Annotated in this window: 17 protein-coding genes; 7 read left to right on the top strand and 10 right to left on the bottom strand. The window is 67.9% G+C overall.

Annotated features, from left to right (window positions below):
* Nucleotides 1–2: 2 nt before the first annotated feature.
* The 4 genes from ACQPYY_RS20100 to ACQPYY_RS20085 all read right to left on the bottom strand — a co-directional run bounded on the left by ACQPYY_RS20100 (nt 3) and on the right by ACQPYY_RS20085 (nt 4309).
* On the bottom strand, nt 3–725 hold the full coding sequence (locus ACQPYY_RS20100; RefSeq protein ID WP_433590547.1) for a PaaI family thioesterase: 723 nt from the start codon (nt 723–725) through the stop codon (nt 3–5).
* A 301-nt stretch (nt 726–1026) separates the two neighbouring features.
* Nucleotides 1027–2028: an adenylate/guanylate cyclase domain-containing protein gene (locus ACQPYY_RS20095; protein WP_433590546.1), complete on the bottom strand. Its 1002-nt coding sequence runs from the start codon at nt 2026–2028 to the stop codon at nt 1027–1029.
* A 47-nt stretch (nt 2029–2075) separates the two neighbouring features.
* Entirely contained in the window at nt 2076–2648 is a 573-nt protein-coding gene (locus tag ACQPYY_RS20090; RefSeq protein ID WP_433594688.1) for a DUF305 domain-containing protein, read from the bottom strand.
* Between the two features lie 83 nt (nt 2649–2731).
* Complete coding sequence (locus ACQPYY_RS20085) at nt 2732–4309, bottom strand: LVIVD repeat-containing protein (RefSeq protein ID WP_433590545.1); 1578 nt, start codon at nt 4307–4309, stop codon at nt 2732–2734.
* A 265-nt stretch (nt 4310–4574) separates the two neighbouring features.
* Between ACQPYY_RS20085 and ACQPYY_RS20080 the strand changes: the two genes are divergently transcribed.
* The 5 genes from ACQPYY_RS20080 to ACQPYY_RS20060 all read left to right on the top strand — a co-directional run bounded on the left by ACQPYY_RS20080 (nt 4575) and on the right by ACQPYY_RS20060 (nt 8597).
* Nucleotides 4575–5192: a DUF4232 domain-containing protein gene (locus ACQPYY_RS20080; RefSeq protein WP_433590544.1), complete on the top strand. Its 618-nt coding sequence runs from the start codon at nt 4575–4577 to the stop codon at nt 5190–5192.
* Nucleotides 5193–5289: 97 nt separating this feature from the next.
* Nucleotides 5290–6426: an NAD(P)/FAD-dependent oxidoreductase gene (locus ACQPYY_RS20075; protein WP_433590543.1), complete on the top strand. Its 1137-nt coding sequence runs from the start codon at nt 5290–5292 to the stop codon at nt 6424–6426.
* A gap of 186 nt (nt 6427–6612) precedes the next feature.
* A complete protein-coding gene (locus tag ACQPYY_RS20070) occupies nt 6613–7260 on the top strand; it encodes a hypothetical protein (RefSeq protein WP_433590542.1) in 648 nt (215 codons plus the stop codon).
* Complete coding sequence (locus tag ACQPYY_RS20065; protein WP_433590541.1) at nt 7257–7979, top strand: alpha/beta fold hydrolase; 723 nt, start codon at nt 7257–7259, stop codon at nt 7977–7979. Before ACQPYY_RS20070 ends, ACQPYY_RS20065 begins: the two co-directional genes overlap by 4 nt.
* Nucleotides 7980–8012: 33 nt before the next feature.
* Nucleotides 8013–8597: a DUF1353 domain-containing protein gene (locus ACQPYY_RS20060; RefSeq protein ID WP_433590540.1), complete on the top strand. Its 585-nt coding sequence runs from the start codon at nt 8013–8015 to the stop codon at nt 8595–8597.
* On the opposite strand, the gene ACQPYY_RS20055 is transcribed toward ACQPYY_RS20060, so the two are convergent.
* Entirely contained in the window at nt 8497–9039 is a 543-nt protein-coding gene (locus ACQPYY_RS20055) for a DUF6817 domain-containing protein (protein ID WP_379104001.1), read from the bottom strand. The two genes, ACQPYY_RS20060 and ACQPYY_RS20055, sit on opposite strands and share 101 nt — an antisense overlap.
* A gap of 143 nt (nt 9040–9182) precedes the next feature.
* On the opposite strand from ACQPYY_RS20055, the gene ACQPYY_RS20050 reads away from it, so the two are divergent.
* Nucleotides 9183–9683 (top strand): hypothetical protein, encoded by a 501-nt coding sequence (locus ACQPYY_RS20050; protein ID WP_379103999.1) that lies wholly within the window; start codon nt 9183–9185, stop codon nt 9681–9683.
* 48 nt (nt 9684–9731) lie between these two features.
* Here ACQPYY_RS20050 and ACQPYY_RS20045 read toward each other — a convergent pair whose 3' ends face one another.
* On the bottom strand, nt 9732–11171 hold the full coding sequence (locus ACQPYY_RS20045) for a hypothetical protein (RefSeq protein WP_433590539.1): 1440 nt from the start codon (nt 11169–11171) through the stop codon (nt 9732–9734).
* Here ACQPYY_RS20045 and ACQPYY_RS20040 point away from each other — a divergent pair.
* A complete protein-coding gene (locus tag ACQPYY_RS20040) occupies nt 11170–11970 on the top strand; it encodes a hypothetical protein (protein ID WP_433590538.1) in 801 nt (266 codons plus the stop codon). The two genes, ACQPYY_RS20045 and ACQPYY_RS20040, sit on opposite strands and share 2 nt — an antisense overlap.
* 100 nt (nt 11971–12070) lie before the next feature.
* Here the strand turns inward: ACQPYY_RS20040 and ACQPYY_RS20035 are convergent, their stop codons facing one another.
* From ACQPYY_RS20035 to ACQPYY_RS20020, 4 genes are all read right to left on the bottom strand, one after another.
* Nucleotides 12071–13909: a C39 family peptidase gene (locus ACQPYY_RS20035; RefSeq protein WP_433590537.1), complete on the bottom strand. Its 1839-nt coding sequence runs from the start codon at nt 13907–13909 to the stop codon at nt 12071–12073.
* A gap of 365 nt (nt 13910–14274) precedes the next feature.
* On the bottom strand, nt 14275–15171 hold the full coding sequence (locus tag ACQPYY_RS20030) for a 3-methyladenine DNA glycosylase (protein ID WP_433594687.1): 897 nt from the start codon (nt 15169–15171) through the stop codon (nt 14275–14277).
* Nucleotides 15171–16235 (bottom strand): hemolysin family protein, encoded by a 1065-nt coding sequence (locus ACQPYY_RS20025; protein ID WP_379103989.1) that lies wholly within the window; start codon nt 16233–16235, stop codon nt 15171–15173. The genes ACQPYY_RS20030 and ACQPYY_RS20025 overlap by 1 nt, the downstream gene beginning before the upstream one ends.
* On the bottom strand, nt 16228–17604 hold the full coding sequence (locus ACQPYY_RS20020; RefSeq protein ID WP_433590536.1) for a hemolysin family protein: 1377 nt from the start codon (nt 17602–17604) through the stop codon (nt 16228–16230). Before ACQPYY_RS20020 ends, ACQPYY_RS20025 begins: the two co-directional genes overlap by 8 nt.
* Nucleotides 17605–17900 lie beyond the last annotated feature (296 nt).

The following is a 17900-nucleotide window of genomic DNA, read 5'->3' as shown; positions in this document are numbered from 1 at the left end:
GATCAGTTCGGGCGCGGTTCGATCCAGAGGGCCTCGGAGACGGCGCACAGGTCGCCGTCCGCGGTCGAGAGTGTCACTCCGACAGTGTGTTTGCGGCCCTCGCGCCCCACCACCCAGGCATGGGAGATGTAGTCGTTCCCGGCATACATCGGCCGGAGCTGGGTCGCGCTGAGGGCGGCGGTGAACGCGCCGCTGCCCATGTGGGAGAAGGCGAATGCGGCACGGCCCCCGGGGCAGTCGAGCGCCGACCAGACCACCTCGGACGGGAGTTCGCCGGACTCGTCGGCCAGCCCGGCATCGGGGGTCCAGGCGGCGGCCATCTGCTGAAGTCCGGGCAGTTCCGACGGGAACAGGCGCAGCCCGAGGCCGGGCGCGCAGGCCAGCCCGCAGCCGTAGCAGTCGGTGACCGTTCGATTGCCCGACAAGCTGAGCTCGACAGCCGATTTCGCCGCCGCCCACGACGGTGCGGGACGCGGGTCGAGGGTGAGTGCGGTGGGCGCGGCCTCCACCAGCAGGGTGTCGTCGGTGGCGGTGAAGGCGGCGTGGCCGTGCTCGGGACGCGACAGCAGGATCGGGGTGCCGACGGTGACCGCACGCCGGAAGTCGACGCGCACGGCGTCCGCGCCCGACTGGGCGGCCAGCAGGCCCGCGAGATACCCACCGAACGCGATCTCCGGATAGCCGTGGATGTGTGCGGGGATGGTGAGCGCTTGCGCGTGGGTCATCGTCGAAGCCCCACCTTTCCCGGCCGCCATGGCCGATCGGTCAGCACTGACGATACCCAGGCCGGGATCGCGCGCTGTCGTGAGATTTCGCACCCAGATGATGGCGGAGAAGCGGAATCGTCGCCGAGCAGCGGCCCGCCGGTATCGCAGCGAGACACTGGGGCGGGGGAGCGGACAATCGTGGGTGGGTGGCGGCCGATCAGGGGCGGGGCCGATCGATCTCGGGCTGACGGGACGGCGGCGGGGACGACAGCCCGGGCGGCGGCCAGGGGCGGAGGGGGCGGGCGTGCGGCGTCCAGGACTATCGGCGCTTGCGCTCGCGGACCACATGGGAACGCAGGCGGGAGATGCCCTTCACGCGGACGCTGCGCAGGTGGCGCAGGGTCAGGTCGGGGTCGGTGTCGAGTTGGGCGGCCGCGCCGTCGTCGGCGAGGACCGTGCCGGGGCGGGCCACGCCGGTGAGGCGGGCGGCGACATTGACGACGGTGCCGTAGAGGTCGCCGAAGCGGGTCAGGACCGGGCCGTATGCCAGGCCGACGCGGAGCTGTGGCATCTCCGGAATCGTCTGGGCCGCACGGGCGATCGCCTGGTGCATGTCCAGGGCGATGCGCGCGCCGGCGCGGGGGTGCTCGGCGGCGAACATGACCTCGTCGCCGACGTTCTTGATGACCCAGCCGCCGTGGGCGGTGATCACCTCGGTGGTGGTGGTCTCGAAGGCGTCGAGCAGTTCGGTGAGTTCATCGGGGTCCAGGTGCCGCGACAGCCGGGTGTAGCCGACCATGTCCGCGAACCCGACCAGCAATGGCCTTGTGGCGCTGCCGGATTCGTGGGTGCGGCTCAGGGCCGCGGCCAGGTGCCGCTTCCAGGCGTAGTCGTGTAGTTCGGCCAGCACCGTGATGGCGTGCGCGGTGGCGTCTCGGCTTTCCCCGGGCGTCGTGCCGTCGTCGGCCGCCGGGCGGCCGCCGACCTCGCGGGTGATCAGATCGGCCTGCCATTCGGCCAGGCGCGCCATCGCCTGGCCCATGGTGCGAGCGGCCGCGACCTGGCTCTGCTCATTGGTCAGCGCGGCCGCGCTCAGGGCCGCGAAAGCGCGGACCGCGGCGACGTCGTTGTCGGTGAACGCCACTTCGTCGTCACTGGCGGCGGCCGGGAAACCCAGGGCCACCCACAATTTCCGGGCCTGCTCGACGGGCACCCCGGACAGTGCGGCGACCTGCGTGCGGGTGTACCGGCGCGGCCCGCCCAGCAGCGACCGCTCGACCACCGCGTCGACGATCTCGGTCGACCCACCGGATTCGATCATGCGGTCAGTACAGCACACGACACGGCCGCGAGGGGCGGTCGGGAATCTCACGACAGCGGTTGGGCATTGCGTTGCGCGAGCATGATCGTCATCAGGCCCGCTTCCTGCGACTGCGACGCGATCATGCCGCGCGCGGACTCCTTCACCGGACCCGACGCGACCAGCTGATCGGCCGCCTTCGCCATGGCCACGCCGCCGCGGTGATGCCGCAGCATGAGCTGCAGGAACAGCACCTCCGCATCCTTGCCGCGAGCGGTCGCGAGGGCGTCGAGTTCGGCCTGGGTGGCCATGCCGGGCATGGAGGTGCCGGTGGCCAGGGCCGAATGGTCGTGCGCCGCAGCCGAATCCGCGGTCATCCACGCCATCGGATGCGCGGACTGCGGTGCCGCGTTGGCCAGGCGCAGCCAGCCGAGCAGGGTGCCGATCTCCATGCGCTGGGCATCGGCGATCTGCTGGGCCAGCCGGCGCACCGTCGGGTCGACGCCGGAATCCAGGCGCTGCACCATGATCAGGGCCTGTTGGTGGTGCGCGGACATGTCCTGACTGAAACCGATTTCGACGGGGCTGAGAACCGGTGCGGCGGAGTGGCTCTCGGGAATCAGCAGGGGTCGCAGCAGCATCCCGGCGGCGAGCAGGGCGAATACGAGGACGGCGATCGCCAGCGGTCGCCGTACTCGATCACGCGGGTGGGCCGGGCTTTCCGTCACGAGCCCACCACGGAGTGCTGGTCGGCGGGCGGGGTGTAGACGTCATCGGCGAGCTGCAGCACCATGAACCCGTTGTCATTGCAGGTGGCCCACAGCTGGTTGCCGTGCCACTCCGGCGGCGAGAAGCACCAGTCGGTGGACAGGTCGCCGAAGGCCAGCATGCCGGTGCGCGACGAGAGTGCCTGGTTCGGATCGAACTTGCCCTCCAGCATCGCCCGCGCGGCGGACGGGAACTCCATGATCGGCGGGCCGATCAGCGAGGCCAGCGCGTGCGGCGAGTTCCACAACTCCAGGTTGCGGCCCTTGCGGGCGGGCGGGTTGAAGTAGCCGATCTCCTTGACGTGGAACGGATCCCGCACATCGAACACCCGGATCCCGGACTCCTCCCAGGCGCAGGCCAGGGCGGTCGGGTCGTTGGGGCGGTCGGCGGCGCAGTAGTGGGCGTCGTAGGAGAACACCGAACCGCCCATGGCCGAGGCCATCGCCGAATCCTGGTTCTCGGGCAGGTTGATCTCCAGCTTCAGCTTGGCCGCCACCGAGGGATTGGTGTCGTCGGAGATGTCGATGAGCTTCACCCCGCCCGCGCCGCCCTCGTCGACGGTGAACAGGTAGGGCTTGCCGTCGTAGGTGACCGGGATGCTGTGCTGGGTCGCCCAGCCGTCGGTCCAGAACACCCGGCCCAGGTGTGGGACCTGCGGATTCGGGTCGCGGCGCTGCACGGCGCTGATGTCGAGGACGGTGAAGCCGCCCAGGGCGGACAGGTACATGCGGTTGCCGTCCGGGCTGATGCCGAATCCGTGCGCCTCGATGCCGGTGAGGCCCTGCCAGATCACGTGCGGGTTGGTCGGGTCGGTCAGGTCGACGGCGCTGACGAAACCGGGGGCGATGCCCGAGGCCCAGTAGGTGCGCCCGTCGGGGGAGAAGCCGCCCTCGTGGGTCGTGATCGGCAGCGGCATCAGCAGATTCGTGCCCGGGCCCGGGTTCAGCAGCCGCGGGTGCGCGCAGTCGGAGATGTCGTACACCGACAGGAATCCCGCGCCGATGCCGACCGGGACGCCGGTGCCCACCAGCAGTTTCCGTTCGGCGTTGACCTTGAGCGACTCCCAGGTGCCCGCGAGCATGGCGGGCTCGGTGAGGCTGCCGGTCTCGACCGGATTCGCCGGATCCGACACGTCGAGCACCTGCACGCCCTGGGCGGGCCCGAGGATATTGCCCGGGAACAGCGACCCCGTGTAGGAGCAGTGGTCATAGGTGGTCGAGGTGATGCCCGCGCCCTTGCCGACGTACCCGCCGACGAACGACATGTTGCATCGATACCCCAGCGTGCTGCGCCCGCTGTTGCGGTCGTCGGCCGGAACATCGCCCTGCATACCGGTTTCCGGCAGCGAGTCCGGTCCGCAGTCGGCGCGCGGCACCGACGTGCGCCCGACATCCAGGAACTGCTGCACCTGATTGGCGATATCGGACTGCAGATCCGCCGACGCCCCGTGCATGGGCAGCACGGCCGCCCCCATCAGCGTCACCGCCAGCACCACGGCGGGCTTGGACCGCCGGATACTCGTGAACCGCCTCATCGCGGTACCCCCGTCTTCTCGCGTGCTCGATCGACAGTGACCCGAGGCACAGGCCACTGTGCGATGTGGTCACGGTTACATCGCGAACGCTAACTCATAAACTGACCGCTCGGTAGATCCAGAGCGAAAATTGTCTGTGACAGTCGCTGCCAGTGGGTGCTCGGGTCTGTCGCTCGGGTCCGAAACCTGTTGCCGCAGCGGTTAACAGAGCCCGTCGCCCAGTCGATCTCGAAAGGCTGCGATGATTCGACGACGGAGGTGGGCGATGCGCTCGACTGGATTCACGATGCTCCTGACCTGCACGGTGATCGCGGGCGTCACCGGCTGTACCGATGGGTCCACCCCGACCACGACGCCGAGCTCCGCGGCCCCGGCCGTCTCACCCGGTGCCGGTAGCCCGAGTGCCGGAAACCCCGGCGCCGCCCCGACGGGTAGACCCGGGCCCGCCACCATCCCCGCCGACACCCCGATCGCCGCCTGCGCCCCCGGCCAGGTCGATGTCACCGCCACCGGCCTGGGGGCGGCCATGAGCCACCACGGCATCACCCTCACCTTCTCCATCGCCAACCCCGCGCAGGCCTGCACCCTGAAGGGCTATCCCGGCCTCGACCTCACCACCTCCACCGGCGAGGTCGTCCACGCCGAACGCACCACCTCCGGCTACATGAGCCCGCAACCCGTCGGCGACCCCGAACCCACCGTCGTCGTCAGGTCCGGTCACCCCGCCAGAGCCATCGCCGAATCGGTGGCCTGCGGCGTCTACGGCACATCCGATCCCAAGGTCGTCAAAACCCAAGTGACCCCGCCCAACTCGACCGACACCCGGGTGGTCGACGAGGCCCTCGACACCTGCAGCCTGAAGATTCACCCGGTCACGGCATAGCCCGCGGGGCGGCGCCATTGTCGGCGGCGACCTGCCGGCTGTCATACCCCGCAAATTCCGAGCACACGGGGGGCGCGATCGGGCGCATACTCGAACGATGCACACCGTTCTGATCCTCGGTGCGGGATTCGGTGGGCTCGAACTCGCCGCGGGTCTGTCCGGGTCCGTGCCGGACGAGGTCCGGGTGACATTGCTGGATTGTGCCGAAGGCTTCGTCTTCGGCTTCGCCAAGCTGGACGTGCTGTTCCGGGGTCGCACCGTCGACGAGGTCCGGATTCCCTACGACACCATCGACCTTCCGGCCGTGGAGTTCCGGCGCGAAACGGTCATCGCGATCGACCCCGCCCACCGGACGGTCACCACCGACCGAGGCGAGTACGCGCCGGACACGCTCGTCGTCGCGCTCGGTGCGGAGTACGACTGCGCCGCCACTCCCGGATTCGTCGACGACGGTCACGAGTACTACTCGCTCGCGGGCGTCCACCGGCTGCGGCGACGCCTCGACGCCTTCACCGGCGGCACCATCCTGATGTCGATCCTGAGCGTCCCGTTCAAGTGCCCGCCGGCGCCGTACGAAGGCGCGCTGCTGCTCCACGAGGAGCTCGTGCGACGCGATCTGCGCGATACGACCCGCCTGCGACTGATCACCCCGATGGACTCACCGATTCCGGTGTCGCCGAGCTCCAACACCGCGATCCTCGGCGCACTCGCCGACCGCGGCATCGAGTACACGCCCGGAACACGGGTGCGTGCTCTGGCCCCGTCGACCCACACCGCGTCGACGCGCGCCGGGGACCTGCCCTACGACCTGTTCATCGGAATCCCCCGGCACCGGGTTCCGGAGGTCGTGCAGGTTTCCGGGCTGACCGCGGGGGGAGTGGACGGCTGGATCCACGTCGACGCGGCCACCCTGGCCACCCCCTACCCGGGGGTGTACGCGTTGGGGGACTGCGCCGATGCTCCCGTGCCCCGGGCGGGCGTATTCGCCGAGACGGCGGCGCGAACCGTCGCCGCCGACATCATCGCCCACCTGCACGACCGTCCCCGCGACGGCAGGTATCTGGGACAAGGCACGTGCCACATCGAGTTCGGCGGGGGCCTCGTCGGGAAGGTGGAAGCGGACTTCCTCTCCGGCCCGTCGCCCGTCGCCCCGTTCCTCGGGCCATCCACCGAATTCGCCGAGGAGAAAGCCGAATTCGCGGCGGCGCGGCGGCGGCGCTGGTTCGGTTCCTGAGGCCGCGGGACCGGCGCGGCGGGCATTCTTCCGTCGGCTTCGTCCGGTCCGGAAAACTCGGAAAAGCGGTGTGACCGCGCCTTTTTCGATGGTCCGGAATAAATGCGTGGTGGATCGGGGGCATCGGGTTCTACCTTCGTGATCGGCGGTGGGAGAGACCGCCGATCTGTACTGGGGGAGAACTTCATGACCGACACCTTGTTCGCTGACGTGTCCACTTTTCAGGCGCCCGTCAACGACGACTATCCGTACGAAGTCCTGTCGTTTCGCAGCAATGACGGCACAATCCGCGACGACCACTTCGCGCACAATTATCGATGGGCCGCCGCCGCAGCCGATTCCGGGCGACTGGCGTGCTTCATCGTCTACTTCTACTGGCGTCCGAATTGGCACGAGACGGTGCGGACCTGCATCGACATGGTGACCGAGGCGGGGGGACCGCATCCGCGGATGATCGTGATGCTCGACGTCGAACAGGGCGGCAATCCGTCCGGCGACCAATCCGACGGGATCAATCGCGCCTATTGGGCGGCCGCCGACTGGCTCGGTGATCCACGGAGGGTCATCGGGTACGCCAATGCCTCCGACTTCGCGTCTTTGTGGCCCACCCGTCCCGAGGGACTGCGCGTGGTGGCGGCGGGCTACGGCAACGATCCGCAACTGCCGGGGCAGGTCGCGCATCAATACACCGACGGGCAGGGGTGGGGTGGTGGACTGCCGGAGGGCTGCGACCCGTTCGGCCCCTGCGATATGAACAGTGCCGACGGTTTGTCGCCCGACGAGTTGGCCGCCGCCTGCGGAATCGTCACCGCGCGTTCCGGAGTGCGGTCATGATCGACGTTCTCATGGTGCCCGGCACCTTCTGCCCGCACGGCGGCGACAACATCAGCGAGGAGTTCCTGCACGACCTGGACCCCGCCGAATTCACCACTCGCATCGTCGACTATCCCGCCGAGTACGGCAGTCCCGGCACCTACGCCGACAGTCGCGCGGCGGGGCGCGAGGCGCTGCTCGGCGCGATCGGCGCGAGCCCGAATCCCGTTGTGCTCGGCGGGTATTCGCAGGGTGCGCAGATCGCAGGCGATGTCGCGGCCGAGATCTCGGCCGGACAGCATCCGGAACTGGATGTGCGCGGTGTGGCGTTGATCGCCGACCCTTCTCGTCCACGCGGCCGGTGCGTCGGTATCGACCCGGGCGGGTGGGGGATCTCCGGCGAACGCGACACCGGGCTGCCGACCTGGTGGGTCGCCGCCGCCGGCGACCCGATCACGTCGCTTCCGGCGGGAAACCCGTTGCGCAGCTTGGCCGATATGACCGAGTTCTATTCGCTGAGTTCCCCCGAAGCCGCCACGCGCTGGGCTCAGCACATGATCGACACCGCCACGAACCGCAGCATGCAGCCGTGGTGGAACCTCGATCGATGGCAGGACTGGGGCGGCGCGCTGGCCTGGATGAAGGGCTACCTCACCGACGGCCGGCACACCACCGCCTACCTCGCCGAAGGCCACTGCAAAGCGCTCGCCGGCGCCCTGAACCAGGAACTGCCCCGATGACCGACCGCACCGCATCGCGCCGAGGAGGATTCGATGCCGTTCCTCGGTGAACAAGCCGTGGTCGTCGAGGAGGTCGACGCGGTCAGGTGGCGGTTGCAAGCACCGCTGACCTACCGCGCCGCCGCCGACACCTTCAGTGTGCCGGTCGGTTTCATCACCGACTTCGCTTCTGTCCCACGGCCCCTGATCTGGCTGATCCCCCGCTACGGCGCCTACACGCGCGCCGCGATCCTGCACGACTACCTGTGCGAGGTCGCACCCGTCGGCCGCTCCGACGCCGACGGCATCTTCCGCCGCATGCTCCGTGAATGCGGCGTCTCCACCCCTCAGCGGTGGATGATGTGGGCCGCCGTCCGCTTCGGCGGCCGCATGGCGGGCGCCGGACCCAGGGAATGGCTGCGCTTCCTCCTGATCGCGGCCCCCGCCGTGGCATTCCTGGCAGTCCCGTTCCTCATCGACTGCCTCTTCCTGCTGCTGTTCCGGCTCTGCACGGCAACCGCGACGGAAACGCCTCGGATCACCGTGGCCCGAAGTGGTTTCGCCACGCTTGCAGGGCCGCCGGCGACAGGTGATCCGCGGCGCGCGCGAACAGCTGATACAGAGAAGCTCCGTGCCTAGCCGCGAGTTCGGTGTTGTGCACCATGACATCGAACTCGTTGGCGGCGGTGATCTCCAGGAACGCGTGTAGCGCGGCGTCGTCCACGTCGTGTTCCCGGCCGGTGAACCGGTCGGTGAACACGGTCGGCGTCGCGCCCAACCGCGGATACACCGCGGACCGGTCACAACTGCCGTAGAGATAGACCAGTTCCTCTGCCCGCGAACCGATCACGGCGGCCAGCTTCGCCCGCTCGGACACCTCGAGCAGCGACCGATCGAATCCATCGGTGCCGTACATCGCGTGACAGAGCCCCGCGTACTGGACATCGGTGTCCGCGCCCCACTGCGCCAGCAGGTCGGCGACCCGCGCGAGATGCGTCATCAGTGTGCCCCCGGGATGCGGAATCCGGTCCGCGCCCAGATCACGCAGGAAACGCTCGACCCGTTCCCGTGTATCCGCCACCGCTCCAACCTACCCGCGGTCGGTCACGATGATCGGCGGCAATTATGAGGGTTCGGACTGAAAGTGCCCCCTCGACTTGTTCCGGGAGCCTCTCACGGTCATCTTGTGTGACAGAAGTATTCGGAATGTGTGAAGGATGTGTAGTGAAGCTCCGTCAGAGTGGACGTTTCGCCGTGGTGGCGTTGGCTGTCGTGACCGTGCTCGGTCTGTCGGCATGCGGCAGTGGTGAGAAGCACCCGGGCCACACGCCCGCCAAGTCCTCGACGTCGAAAACGGCCGCCGGACAGGCATACCCGCCCGCTCCGTCCGCCACGGAGCTGAACACCGCCATGCAGAAGGTCCTCGACCCCGCCGTCCCCGACGCCGAGAAGCTCGACCTCATGCAGGGCATGCAGGCCGACCCGAGCCTCCCGACCCGAATCATCGAGGCCTACAAGCAGAACAACGCCTCCATCACCGTCACCAACGTCGTCGACCTCGGCAACGGCACCCTCACCGCCGACGCCCAGGCCGCCATCGGCGGCGGCGCCCCCCAACAAGCCGTCGTCCCCTTCGTCGCCGAAGACGGCAAATGGAAAGTCCAGAAGGACTGGATCTGCAACCTCCTGTCCCTCGCCAACCAAACCTCCCCGGCCTGCGGCTGACCCGGGTAGCTGTCGAGCAACCGGCCGGGCGCCGCGCCCGGCCCGGTATCACGCTCGGGCGTCGAAATCCGCGAGGGCGAGCGCCAGGTGCAAGTTGTCGACTTCGCGCAGCGGTGTGAGGTCAGGGATATGCGTGCCCGCGCCGCGGCAGGCGTCCAGCAGGCGGGTGTGCACCGCCCAGGTCACCAAAGGTGGTTCGGCCAACAGGTGCAGGAGCGGTTCGACGCGGTCGCCCAGTTGGGAGATCGCCTCGGCGCGGATGCTTTCGCGGAGGTCTGTGCGGGCCAGGTCGATGAGGCGGTCGTCGAGGTCGCCGGGTGGGGTGTGGGCGGCGCAGGTGGCGAGGGCCTCGTAGCCGCGGGTGCTGGCTACCTCGCCGGAGGTGATCAGATTCCAAGTGAGTGTGGCGATCTCGGGGGATGCCGGCACGAACCGCAGGGAGTAGACGGCGGATTTGCGGACAGCGCAGTTCGGATCGTCGGTGAGTGCGAGGAGGGCGTCCACCTCGTGCCAGATTGCCAGCATGCCGCAGGACGCTTCGCGCACTTCGGGGTCCGGGTGGGTGGAGAGCAGGGTGGCGATCGCGGGGCGGTCGGCGGCGGGAACCCGGGGCCAGGCGTAGCGGCGCAGCATGGACAACTTGGGCGCCCACGGTCCGTCCGGATCGGAGTAGGTCGCCAGGATCTCGGCCGCCGAGGGCACGGGCCGAGGCTGTTGACGGAGCCGCGGTCGTGCGGTCGAGGTCGCGGGCTCGGGTGACCCGAGCAGGTCGGCCACGGGAGCGATCCACTCGCGGATCGCCGATTGCTCGCCCCGGAACTCGCTCAACAGGTCGACCTCGGAAGCCCGTGCTGTGACAGCCCTTTCGCCGTCGCCCCGGCCGATCTCATGGAGCAGCCGCAGCGTGGCCCTGCTGTGGTAATAGCGCAACGTATCGATCGCGGCACACGCGGCCTCGGTGTCGCTGCCGACGGCGACGCGATGCAAAGCCGGTTCGGCGGCCACCGGCTCGTCCCAGCACAGGACGTCGGCGGCGGCCTTCCGGACACGCGGGTCGGGGTGCTCGAGGCCCTGGATCTTGTACCCCTGCCACAGCGGTTCCTCGAAGGAGAACTCGAGACCGATCAACGCGTGCTTGTGCAGCCGATCGCGTGGATCGCGTGCGACCGGTTCGAGTAGATCGGCCTCGGTGCGTTGGGCCTGCCGGAGAACACAGGCGCGGACCAGGTCGTCGCCGTCGTTCCACCACGCCCGCAATTCGCCGCCCTCCGGGCACATCCCGGTGCTCTCCAGCACGGACAGTGCCGCTCGCCGGACCTCGATCGCACCGCTCGGGTCCAGGCCGATCCGGGTCAGCGGCTCGACGGCCCTCGGATCACCCAGCCGTTGAAGGGCATAGCTGATCCCGTCGCGTTCCGGCTCGCCCGAATCGGGGTCGGCCAGCTTGCGGATCAAGTCGAATGTCGCGGAGCGATCGGCTTGTTCCATGATCCGTTCCAAGTCCACGACCCTGAATGATGCCAAGGGATTGACGGTGCGGCGGGGCGTCGCCGGTAGTCTCGCGCGGGTGTCGATGCACGAGATCGAGGATCTGGTCGAATGGTCGGTTTGGGTGCTGGATGCGCGGCATCCGGGGGCGGATCGGCGGGTTCGGGATTGGTTCGGGGGGTTGTACTCGTTTCAGGGCGGGTATGACTGTTCGTTCACGCAGTTCAGGGTGATGGAGATCTTGCTGGCCCGGGATTACTGCTTTCGATTCGGGATCGATGCGCATCCGGATTATCCGGGGCGGCGTGAGTTCTTCGACGGGTTGGAGGAATTCACGGCGCTCGCGGACATCGCGGTGGATGACGACGAGGACGGGTCGGGGCTGGACGCGTGGCTCGAGGAGGGATACGTGGATCCGCCGCATCTGTATTGCGATGCGGGGACGGCATTGTGGCGGCGTGCGGTGGAGGTCGGGCTGATCGCGGGGACCGGCGCCGAACCGCTTCGGCGCGTGGCGCTGGCCGATGTGGTTCGTGAGGTCGTGCTCGCGGCCGAAGCCGAGGGGGAGATCGGGGTGATCGCCACATGGCACGCGTTGGGGCCGACCACCCTGCTGCCGGACTTCCATACCGAAGAGCCTTGGGAGATGCCCGCGCTCAGGGAGATTCGGGCGATCGCGTTGCGGACGGGCGCGACGACCTTCGAGTTGCCCTCCGGGCTGCGCACGCCGCCGGAGTATTACGAAGAAGACGAGCTCGAAGCATGGTGGATGGGTGCGGCGGAGGATGGCCCGCGATGACAGCTGAGTGACAACGAGTTTCACCGGGTGGCCGCTGTCGCGCCGGAGCGGCCGTCGCCGTTGACGGCCGCCCCGCTCGGGCAGTGCTACGCCGTGCGCGTCAAGACGTTTTGGTCGCCTTTCCGATCTCGGCGACACCGTCGACGAGAGTGTGACCGCCCAGCTGCGCCCAGCCATTGCCGGCAATGCCCATCAACTGGATTTCGAGGTCCCTGACCTGGTCGGCGATCCGGGCGGGGAAGGAGACCTGGGTCGGGCCGGCGGGAGGTGCGAAGCCGTCGATGGTCAGTTTCTGGCCGATGGCGGCGACGCCGTCGACCAGCGTGTGACCGCCCAGCTGCGGCCAGCCGGTGCCGCCCACACCCATCAGCTGGATCCACACGTCGGGGATCTGGCCCGCGGCGCCGGTCGGGAAGGGCACGTTGGTCGCACCGGTGGGAGCCCCGAATCCGGTGATCTTCAGCTTCTGGCCGATGGCGGCTACACCGTCGACGAGGGTGTGGCCACCGAGCTGCGGCCATCCCGTTCCCGGTGTGAAGTCCTCGCCGTCGCCGAAGAATTGGATCCACACGTCGCGGACCTGACCGTCGACGCCCGCCGGGAACGGCACATTGACCGCGGTGGTGGGAGCCGCGAAGCGGCTGATCTTCAGCTTCTGACCGATCGCGGCGAATTCGTCGACGAGGGTTCGCCCGCCCAGCTGGGGCCATCCCGTACCGGGTGTGTTGTTTCCGCCGTCGCCGAAGAGCTGGATCCACACGTCTCCGATCGGCAAGGTGGGCATCGGGGCCGCGGTCGCCGAGGTATAGCCCTTCGGGGGGATCAGTGTCGCGAGCTGATCGAAGCCGATCCAATACCCGTACGGGCTGAATCCGCTGTCGGCGACCCACACCGCACGCGGGAAGGCGCTGTCATAGCCCATCAACGCGATGTAATGGAACACTTCACCGCCGCCGTAGACGGGCGATACCGAACCCTTGACGCCTTGCGGGTAGTTGTTCGGCGGGGCATCGATATTCGCGACCACGCCGAAGCCGGCGTCGATCGAACCGACGATGTCCTTCCACAACCGGTCCTTCTGGGCGCCGGTCGGCGGATCGTCGTGCATGTACGTGTCGACATACTTCGCGGCGGGGAGAATCCTGTTCAGCACCGGAGTGATCAAACCGACGTAATCGGTCCCGTTCTCGGTGGTCCCGATCTCGGTGGCCAAATATTGCTCGGAGAGATTCACTCCACACGAATTGCACACGATCTGGGTGGCGGCGGGACCGCACCAGAAGAACCTCTCCTGCGGGACGATCGACCTGTCGTAGGGGAGTTCCTTCTCCGTCGGTTCCCCACCCGGCGACACCGAAGCCAGCCGGTCATAGATCTCCTGGGCGTCGGACATGCGTTCGTCGTAGCGATCGGGGAACGCCGACCGCTGCACCTCTTGGGCATACGAACCGGGTGAATCCGGACCGTTGTAGTCCAGCCTCGCGAGTCGCTCGTAGAACAGCCCTGCCGACGTGGTCGGGTTCATACAGGTCGCGCAATCCGCCCACCAGTACTCGCCGTTGTCGCCCTGCCGGATCTGTTGCTGGAACACGCCCACCGAGTAGCCGTCGGTCCCCACGGCATCGTGTTCGAGCTGCATGGACTCCGGCACGGCGGGATTCGCGTAGACCGTCAAGTTCGACTCGACGAGCCCCGTCGCCAGTGCGATCACGATGCCGCGCTGGCTGATTCCACGTCGCTGCCCCTCCGCGATGATCGCTTGGGCGACTTGATCCCGTGTCATAGCTATGCGCCTCCTCTGTCGAAAGCAGATGCGCACCCTTCGAGAATTCGCGTGATCGCGAAAAGAATCGGTTGCGTGCGTCGCCGAACGAGCATTCTGAATAAACGGCGTGTCGCATATTCCGTTTATCGGGCTGCATTCGAGGTGGGGCAGCACCTCGGAGCCCCGGCAATCCCCCCGTCGTTCGTGAACGAGGCCAGTTGGTCTTCTAATTGGGCGCGGGCACGCGCCGACGACAGCAGGAACTGTCGAATATGACGACGGTGGGCGATCCGCCGACCTGGGACGGATGCGTGGCACTGTTCCTGTCAGATGCGCCGACCAGGTGCCCTATCCAACCTTGCCCCCCAAATTCCTTAGCCGTCCGAACCTGTAGTCGAATGTGCCAATCGGCCAGTGCGCAGTCGAGATTTCCTGATAATAGTGCACGTCAGCGCCATTCGGAAGCAGGACTAAACCGTCATACCGGTCACGAATATCATTTGTTCGCAAACGCATCGAATCCGGGATGTCATTCGCGCCTACACGCTCAGCAGGTGTCGCGCGGCGTCGAGCAGGCGGGTGCGCAGGAGTTCCGATCGGGTCGCGATGTCGGCTTGGCCGCGAACGTATTCGGCTCGGCCGGAAGGTGTTTCGATGCGAATCGGCTCGTAGCCGTAGTCCAGCAGGTCGTAGGGACTGGCCTTCATGTCGAGCTCGCGGGCGGCGCAGGCCAGTTCGAAGGCGTCGAACAGCAGGTCGGAGCTGATCAAGGGGGTCAGTTTGAAGCCCCACTTGTAGATGTCCATATTGGCGTGCAGGCAGCCGGGTTGCTCACGGGCGATCTGGGAGTCGCGGGTGAGGGGTTCGATATTGAGGGGGACGGCCGCGGGGGTGAAGAAGCGGAAGGCGTCGAAGTGGGTGCAGCGGATCTGCATCGATTCGACGACGGCGTCGGTGCCGGCGGAGCCCAGGCGGAGCGGGACCTGCTGGTGTCGGACATCGTCGGTGCGGTAGACCATGGCCCACTCGTGCAGGCCGAAGCAGGACAGCTGAGCCGGACGGGAGGCGGTCGCGGACAACAGGGAGGCGACGAATTCGATGGTGTCGCGGCGCTTTTCGAGAAAGGCGGGATCGGCGGTCCAGCCGGTGGCGGGCGGTCCGTCGGGGGAGTCCACCGAGATCTGCTGGTAGCCGCGGGATCCCGTGTACTCCTCGGCATCGGTCAGCACGACACCGAACCCCGGGTGCCAGCGTTTCAGCTGGGCGGGCTTGTTGCCGTAATAGGTGAACAGGAAGTCGATCACCGGGTGCTTGGTGCCCGCCGCGCGCCGGTCGAGGTACGGGCCGAGCAGCGCGTCGACGCGGGCGCGGTGGGCGGCCGCCCGGTCCCGCCACGCGGGACCGGACAGCACGGGGGAATCGATGCGGGTGTTCATCATTCGGCGAGACGGTGGGTGGCGTCGCGGACGGTGCCCACGAACTCCTCCACCAGATCCTCCAGGGCCACGATGCCGACGGTATTGCCGCGGCTGTCCACCACACGACCCAGGTGGGAGTTGGTACGGCGCAGGCGGGCCAGCGCCTCGAACAAGGTGGTGCCCATGCTGACGGTGGGCAGCGGACGGATATCGGTGCGCGGGATCGGAGTGCCCGGGCCCGCGTCCTCGTCGGCGGTCAGGTCGAGCACATCCTTGACGTGGAGGTAGCCGACCAGCGAACCGTCGTCCGCCCGGACCGGGTACCGCGAGAAACCGGTCTCGGCGACAGCGGATTCGATGTCACCGAGGGTGGTCCCGTCGCCGCGCAACGGCACCGAGCGGGCCTTGGCCAGCGGCACCATCACATCGGCGACGATCCGATCGCTCGAGCCCAGCGCCTGCGTGAGGCGACGATGCTCCTCCTCGTCCAACAGCCCCTCGGAGCGCGATTCACCGAACATCTCGGCCAGCTCGTCCGACGACACCGTCGAATCCAGCTCGTCCTTCGGCTCGATCCGCAATGCCCGCAGCGAGATATTGGCCGCGAAGTTGTAGACCGCGATCAACGGCTTGGCCAGCCGCAGCCACATCAGGTGCAGCGGAACCAGCAGCAGCGCCATCCGTTCCGGACCGGCGAGCGCGATGTTCTTCGGGATCATCTCGCCGAGCAGGATGTGCAGGATCACCACGATCGTCAATGCCAGCGCGAACGAGATCGGATGCAGCAGCGAATCCGGCACGCCCAGCAGATCGAACGGCTTCTCCAGCAGGTGCGCCACCGCGGGCTCACCCACCCGGCCCAGCAGGATCGAGCAGATGGTGATGCCCAGCTGCGCCGCCGCCAGCATCATCGACAGGTTCTGGCCCGCCTCGATCACGGTATTGGCGCTGCGTTTGCCCTGCGCCGCAAGCGCTTCGAGCCGGTCACGGCGCGCGGAGATCAACGCGAACTCCGCGCCGACGAAGAACGCGTTGCCCAGTAACAGGAGGAACGTCAACAGGACGGCGTACAGGTCACCCATGATTCTGCTCCCAGATCGCGAGGGCCTCGGCGTCGATCGGCCGGATCAGGACGCGGTCGATGCGGCGGCCGTCCATGCGCTCCACGGTGGCGATCCAGCCGCCTCGCGTGTGGGTGTGCTCGAGCTGGCTGTTGCCGGGTTGGGGCAGCAGCACCTCGTCGCCGGTTTCGGGGATCCGGCCCAGACGGATCAGGACCAGGCCACCCAAGGTTTCGTACTCGCCCTCGGGCGGGTCGTATCCGGTGGTGCGGGACACCTCGTCGATGCGCATCAGACCCGAGCAGTTCCAGCCGTTGGCCGTGCGGCGCACATCGAGTTCCTCCTCGTCGTGCTCGTCGCGCACGTCGCCGAGGATCTCCTCGATCAGATCCTCCATGGTGACGATGCCCGCGGTGCCGCCGTACTCGTCGACCACCAGCGCCACCTGCATGCCGTCGCGGCGCACCCGCTCGAGCACCTCGTCGCCGTCCAGGCTGGCCGGCACCACGGGCACCTGCTGCGCGATGGACTTCAAGGTGATCTGGCGGCGATCCTTCACCGGATGCACGAAGGTCTGCTTGATGTGCACGAACCCGAGCGTGTTGTCGAGATCGCCGTCCACGACCGGGAACCGCGAGTAGCCGGTTTCACGCGCGGCGTCGATCAGATCGGCGAGAGTGCAGTCCTGATCGAGGGTTTCGATGGTCATGCGCGGCGTCATCAACTCCTCCGCGGTGCGGTCGCCGAACTGCAGCGACCGATCCACCACCTGCGCGGTGCGCTGATCGAGCGCCCCGTGCAGCGCGGAAGTCCGCACCAGCGAACCCAATTCCTGCGGTGAGCGGGCCGACCGGAGTTCCTCGGCCGGTTCGATGCCGATTCGGCGCACCGCCCAGTTGGCGGCCCCGTTCAGGAAATTGATCATCCACTTGAAGACGGTGGAGAAGGCGATCATCGGGCCCGCGGTCCAGCGCGCGGTCTCCAGCGGGGAGGCGATGGCGATGTTCTTGGGCACCAGCTCGCCATAGATCATCGACAGCGAGGTGGCGATGATCAGCGCCAGCGCCAGGGAGATGCCCTGCGCGGTCCCGGCGCCCAGCCCGAACGCGCTCAGCATCGGCTCCAGCAGCCGGGCCAGCACGGGCTCGGCGATGTAACCGGTGATCAGGGTGGTGATGGTGATGCCCAGCTGAGCGCCCGACAACTGGAACGAGAGCGTGCGATGCGCCTGGCGCACCTGCCGGGCCCGGCGGTCGCCGTCACGGGCGTGGGCCTCCACGGTGGAGCGTTCCAGAGCGGTGAGCGAGAATTCCGCGGCCACGAACAACGCCGTGCCGGCGGTCAGAGCGATGAATCCGAGCAGACTGAGAATGGTGAGCAGAACCGACACGGTCAGCACCACCCGGCCGTTTCCGAAGCCGGTATTGCGGGGAAGCCGGGTTTGTCACCCGGCTCGGTAGAGGAGCCCTCCTGTGAAGCGCCCTGGGACGCGGGTGACAACTGGTTCCTTTCGCAGGGGTTGCTGGCGGAGATACGCCACGGATACCCAGTTCCTGGGTCCGGTCAGGCCATGCTACCGGGCGGCTTCGCCGGTTTCCGCACGGCGGGGCCGTATCACAGTGGATGGTCGCCGGGAATCGTCCGGCGGCGACCGGGCGTGACACGCCGAACGGGGTCCGCGCATAC

Origin of the sequence: Nocardia sp. CA-145437, assembly GCF_050956485.1 — a bacterium.
Classification (GTDB): domain Bacteria; phylum Actinomycetota; class Actinomycetes; order Mycobacteriales; family Mycobacteriaceae; genus Nocardia.
Note: the sequence above shows the minus strand (reverse complement) of the source record. Positions and strands in the feature narration are given on the sequence as shown.

Excerpts from the sequence above, each read along its gene's own strand:
- ACQPYY_RS20080 (WP_433590544.1), top strand. The coding sequence starts at position 4,575 with ATGCGCTCGACTGGATTCACGATGCTCCTGACCTGCACGGTGATCGCG.
- ACQPYY_RS20060 (WP_433590540.1), top strand. The coding sequence starts at position 8,013 with ATGCCGTTCCTCGGTGAACAAGCCGTGGTCGTCGAGGAGGTCGACGCG.
- ACQPYY_RS20095 (WP_433590546.1), bottom strand. The coding sequence starts at position 2,028 with ATGATCGAATCCGGTGGGTCGACCGAGATCGTCGACGCGGTGGTCGAG.
- ACQPYY_RS20030 (WP_433594687.1), bottom strand. The coding sequence starts at position 15,171 with ATGAACACCCGCATCGATTCCCCCGTGCTGTCCGGTCCCGCGTGGCGG.
- ACQPYY_RS20065 (WP_433590541.1), top strand. The coding sequence starts at position 7,257 with ATGATCGACGTTCTCATGGTGCCCGGCACCTTCTGCCCGCACGGCGGC.
- ACQPYY_RS20070 (WP_433590542.1), top strand. The coding sequence starts at position 6,613 with ATGACCGACACCTTGTTCGCTGACGTGTCCACTTTTCAGGCGCCCGTC.
- ACQPYY_RS20075 (WP_433590543.1), top strand. The coding sequence starts at position 5,290 with ATGCACACCGTTCTGATCCTCGGTGCGGGATTCGGTGGGCTCGAACTC.
- ACQPYY_RS20100 (WP_433590547.1), bottom strand. The coding sequence starts at position 725 with ATGACCCACGCGCAAGCGCTCACCATCCCCGCACACATCCACGGCTAT.
- ACQPYY_RS20025 (WP_379103989.1), bottom strand. The coding sequence starts at position 16,235 with ATGGGTGACCTGTACGCCGTCCTGTTGACGTTCCTCCTGTTACTGGGC.
- ACQPYY_RS20085 (WP_433590545.1), bottom strand. The coding sequence starts at position 4,309 with ATGAGGCGGTTCACGAGTATCCGGCGGTCCAAGCCCGCCGTGGTGCTG.
- ACQPYY_RS20090 (WP_433594688.1), bottom strand. The coding sequence starts at position 2,648 with ATGCTGCTGCGACCCCTGCTGATTCCCGAGAGCCACTCCGCCGCACCG.
- ACQPYY_RS20040 (WP_433590538.1), top strand. The coding sequence starts at position 11,170 with ATGATCCGTTCCAAGTCCACGACCCTGAATGATGCCAAGGGATTGACG.
- ACQPYY_RS20045 (WP_433590539.1), bottom strand. The coding sequence starts at position 11,171 with ATGGAACAAGCCGATCGCTCCGCGACATTCGACTTGATCCGCAAGCTG.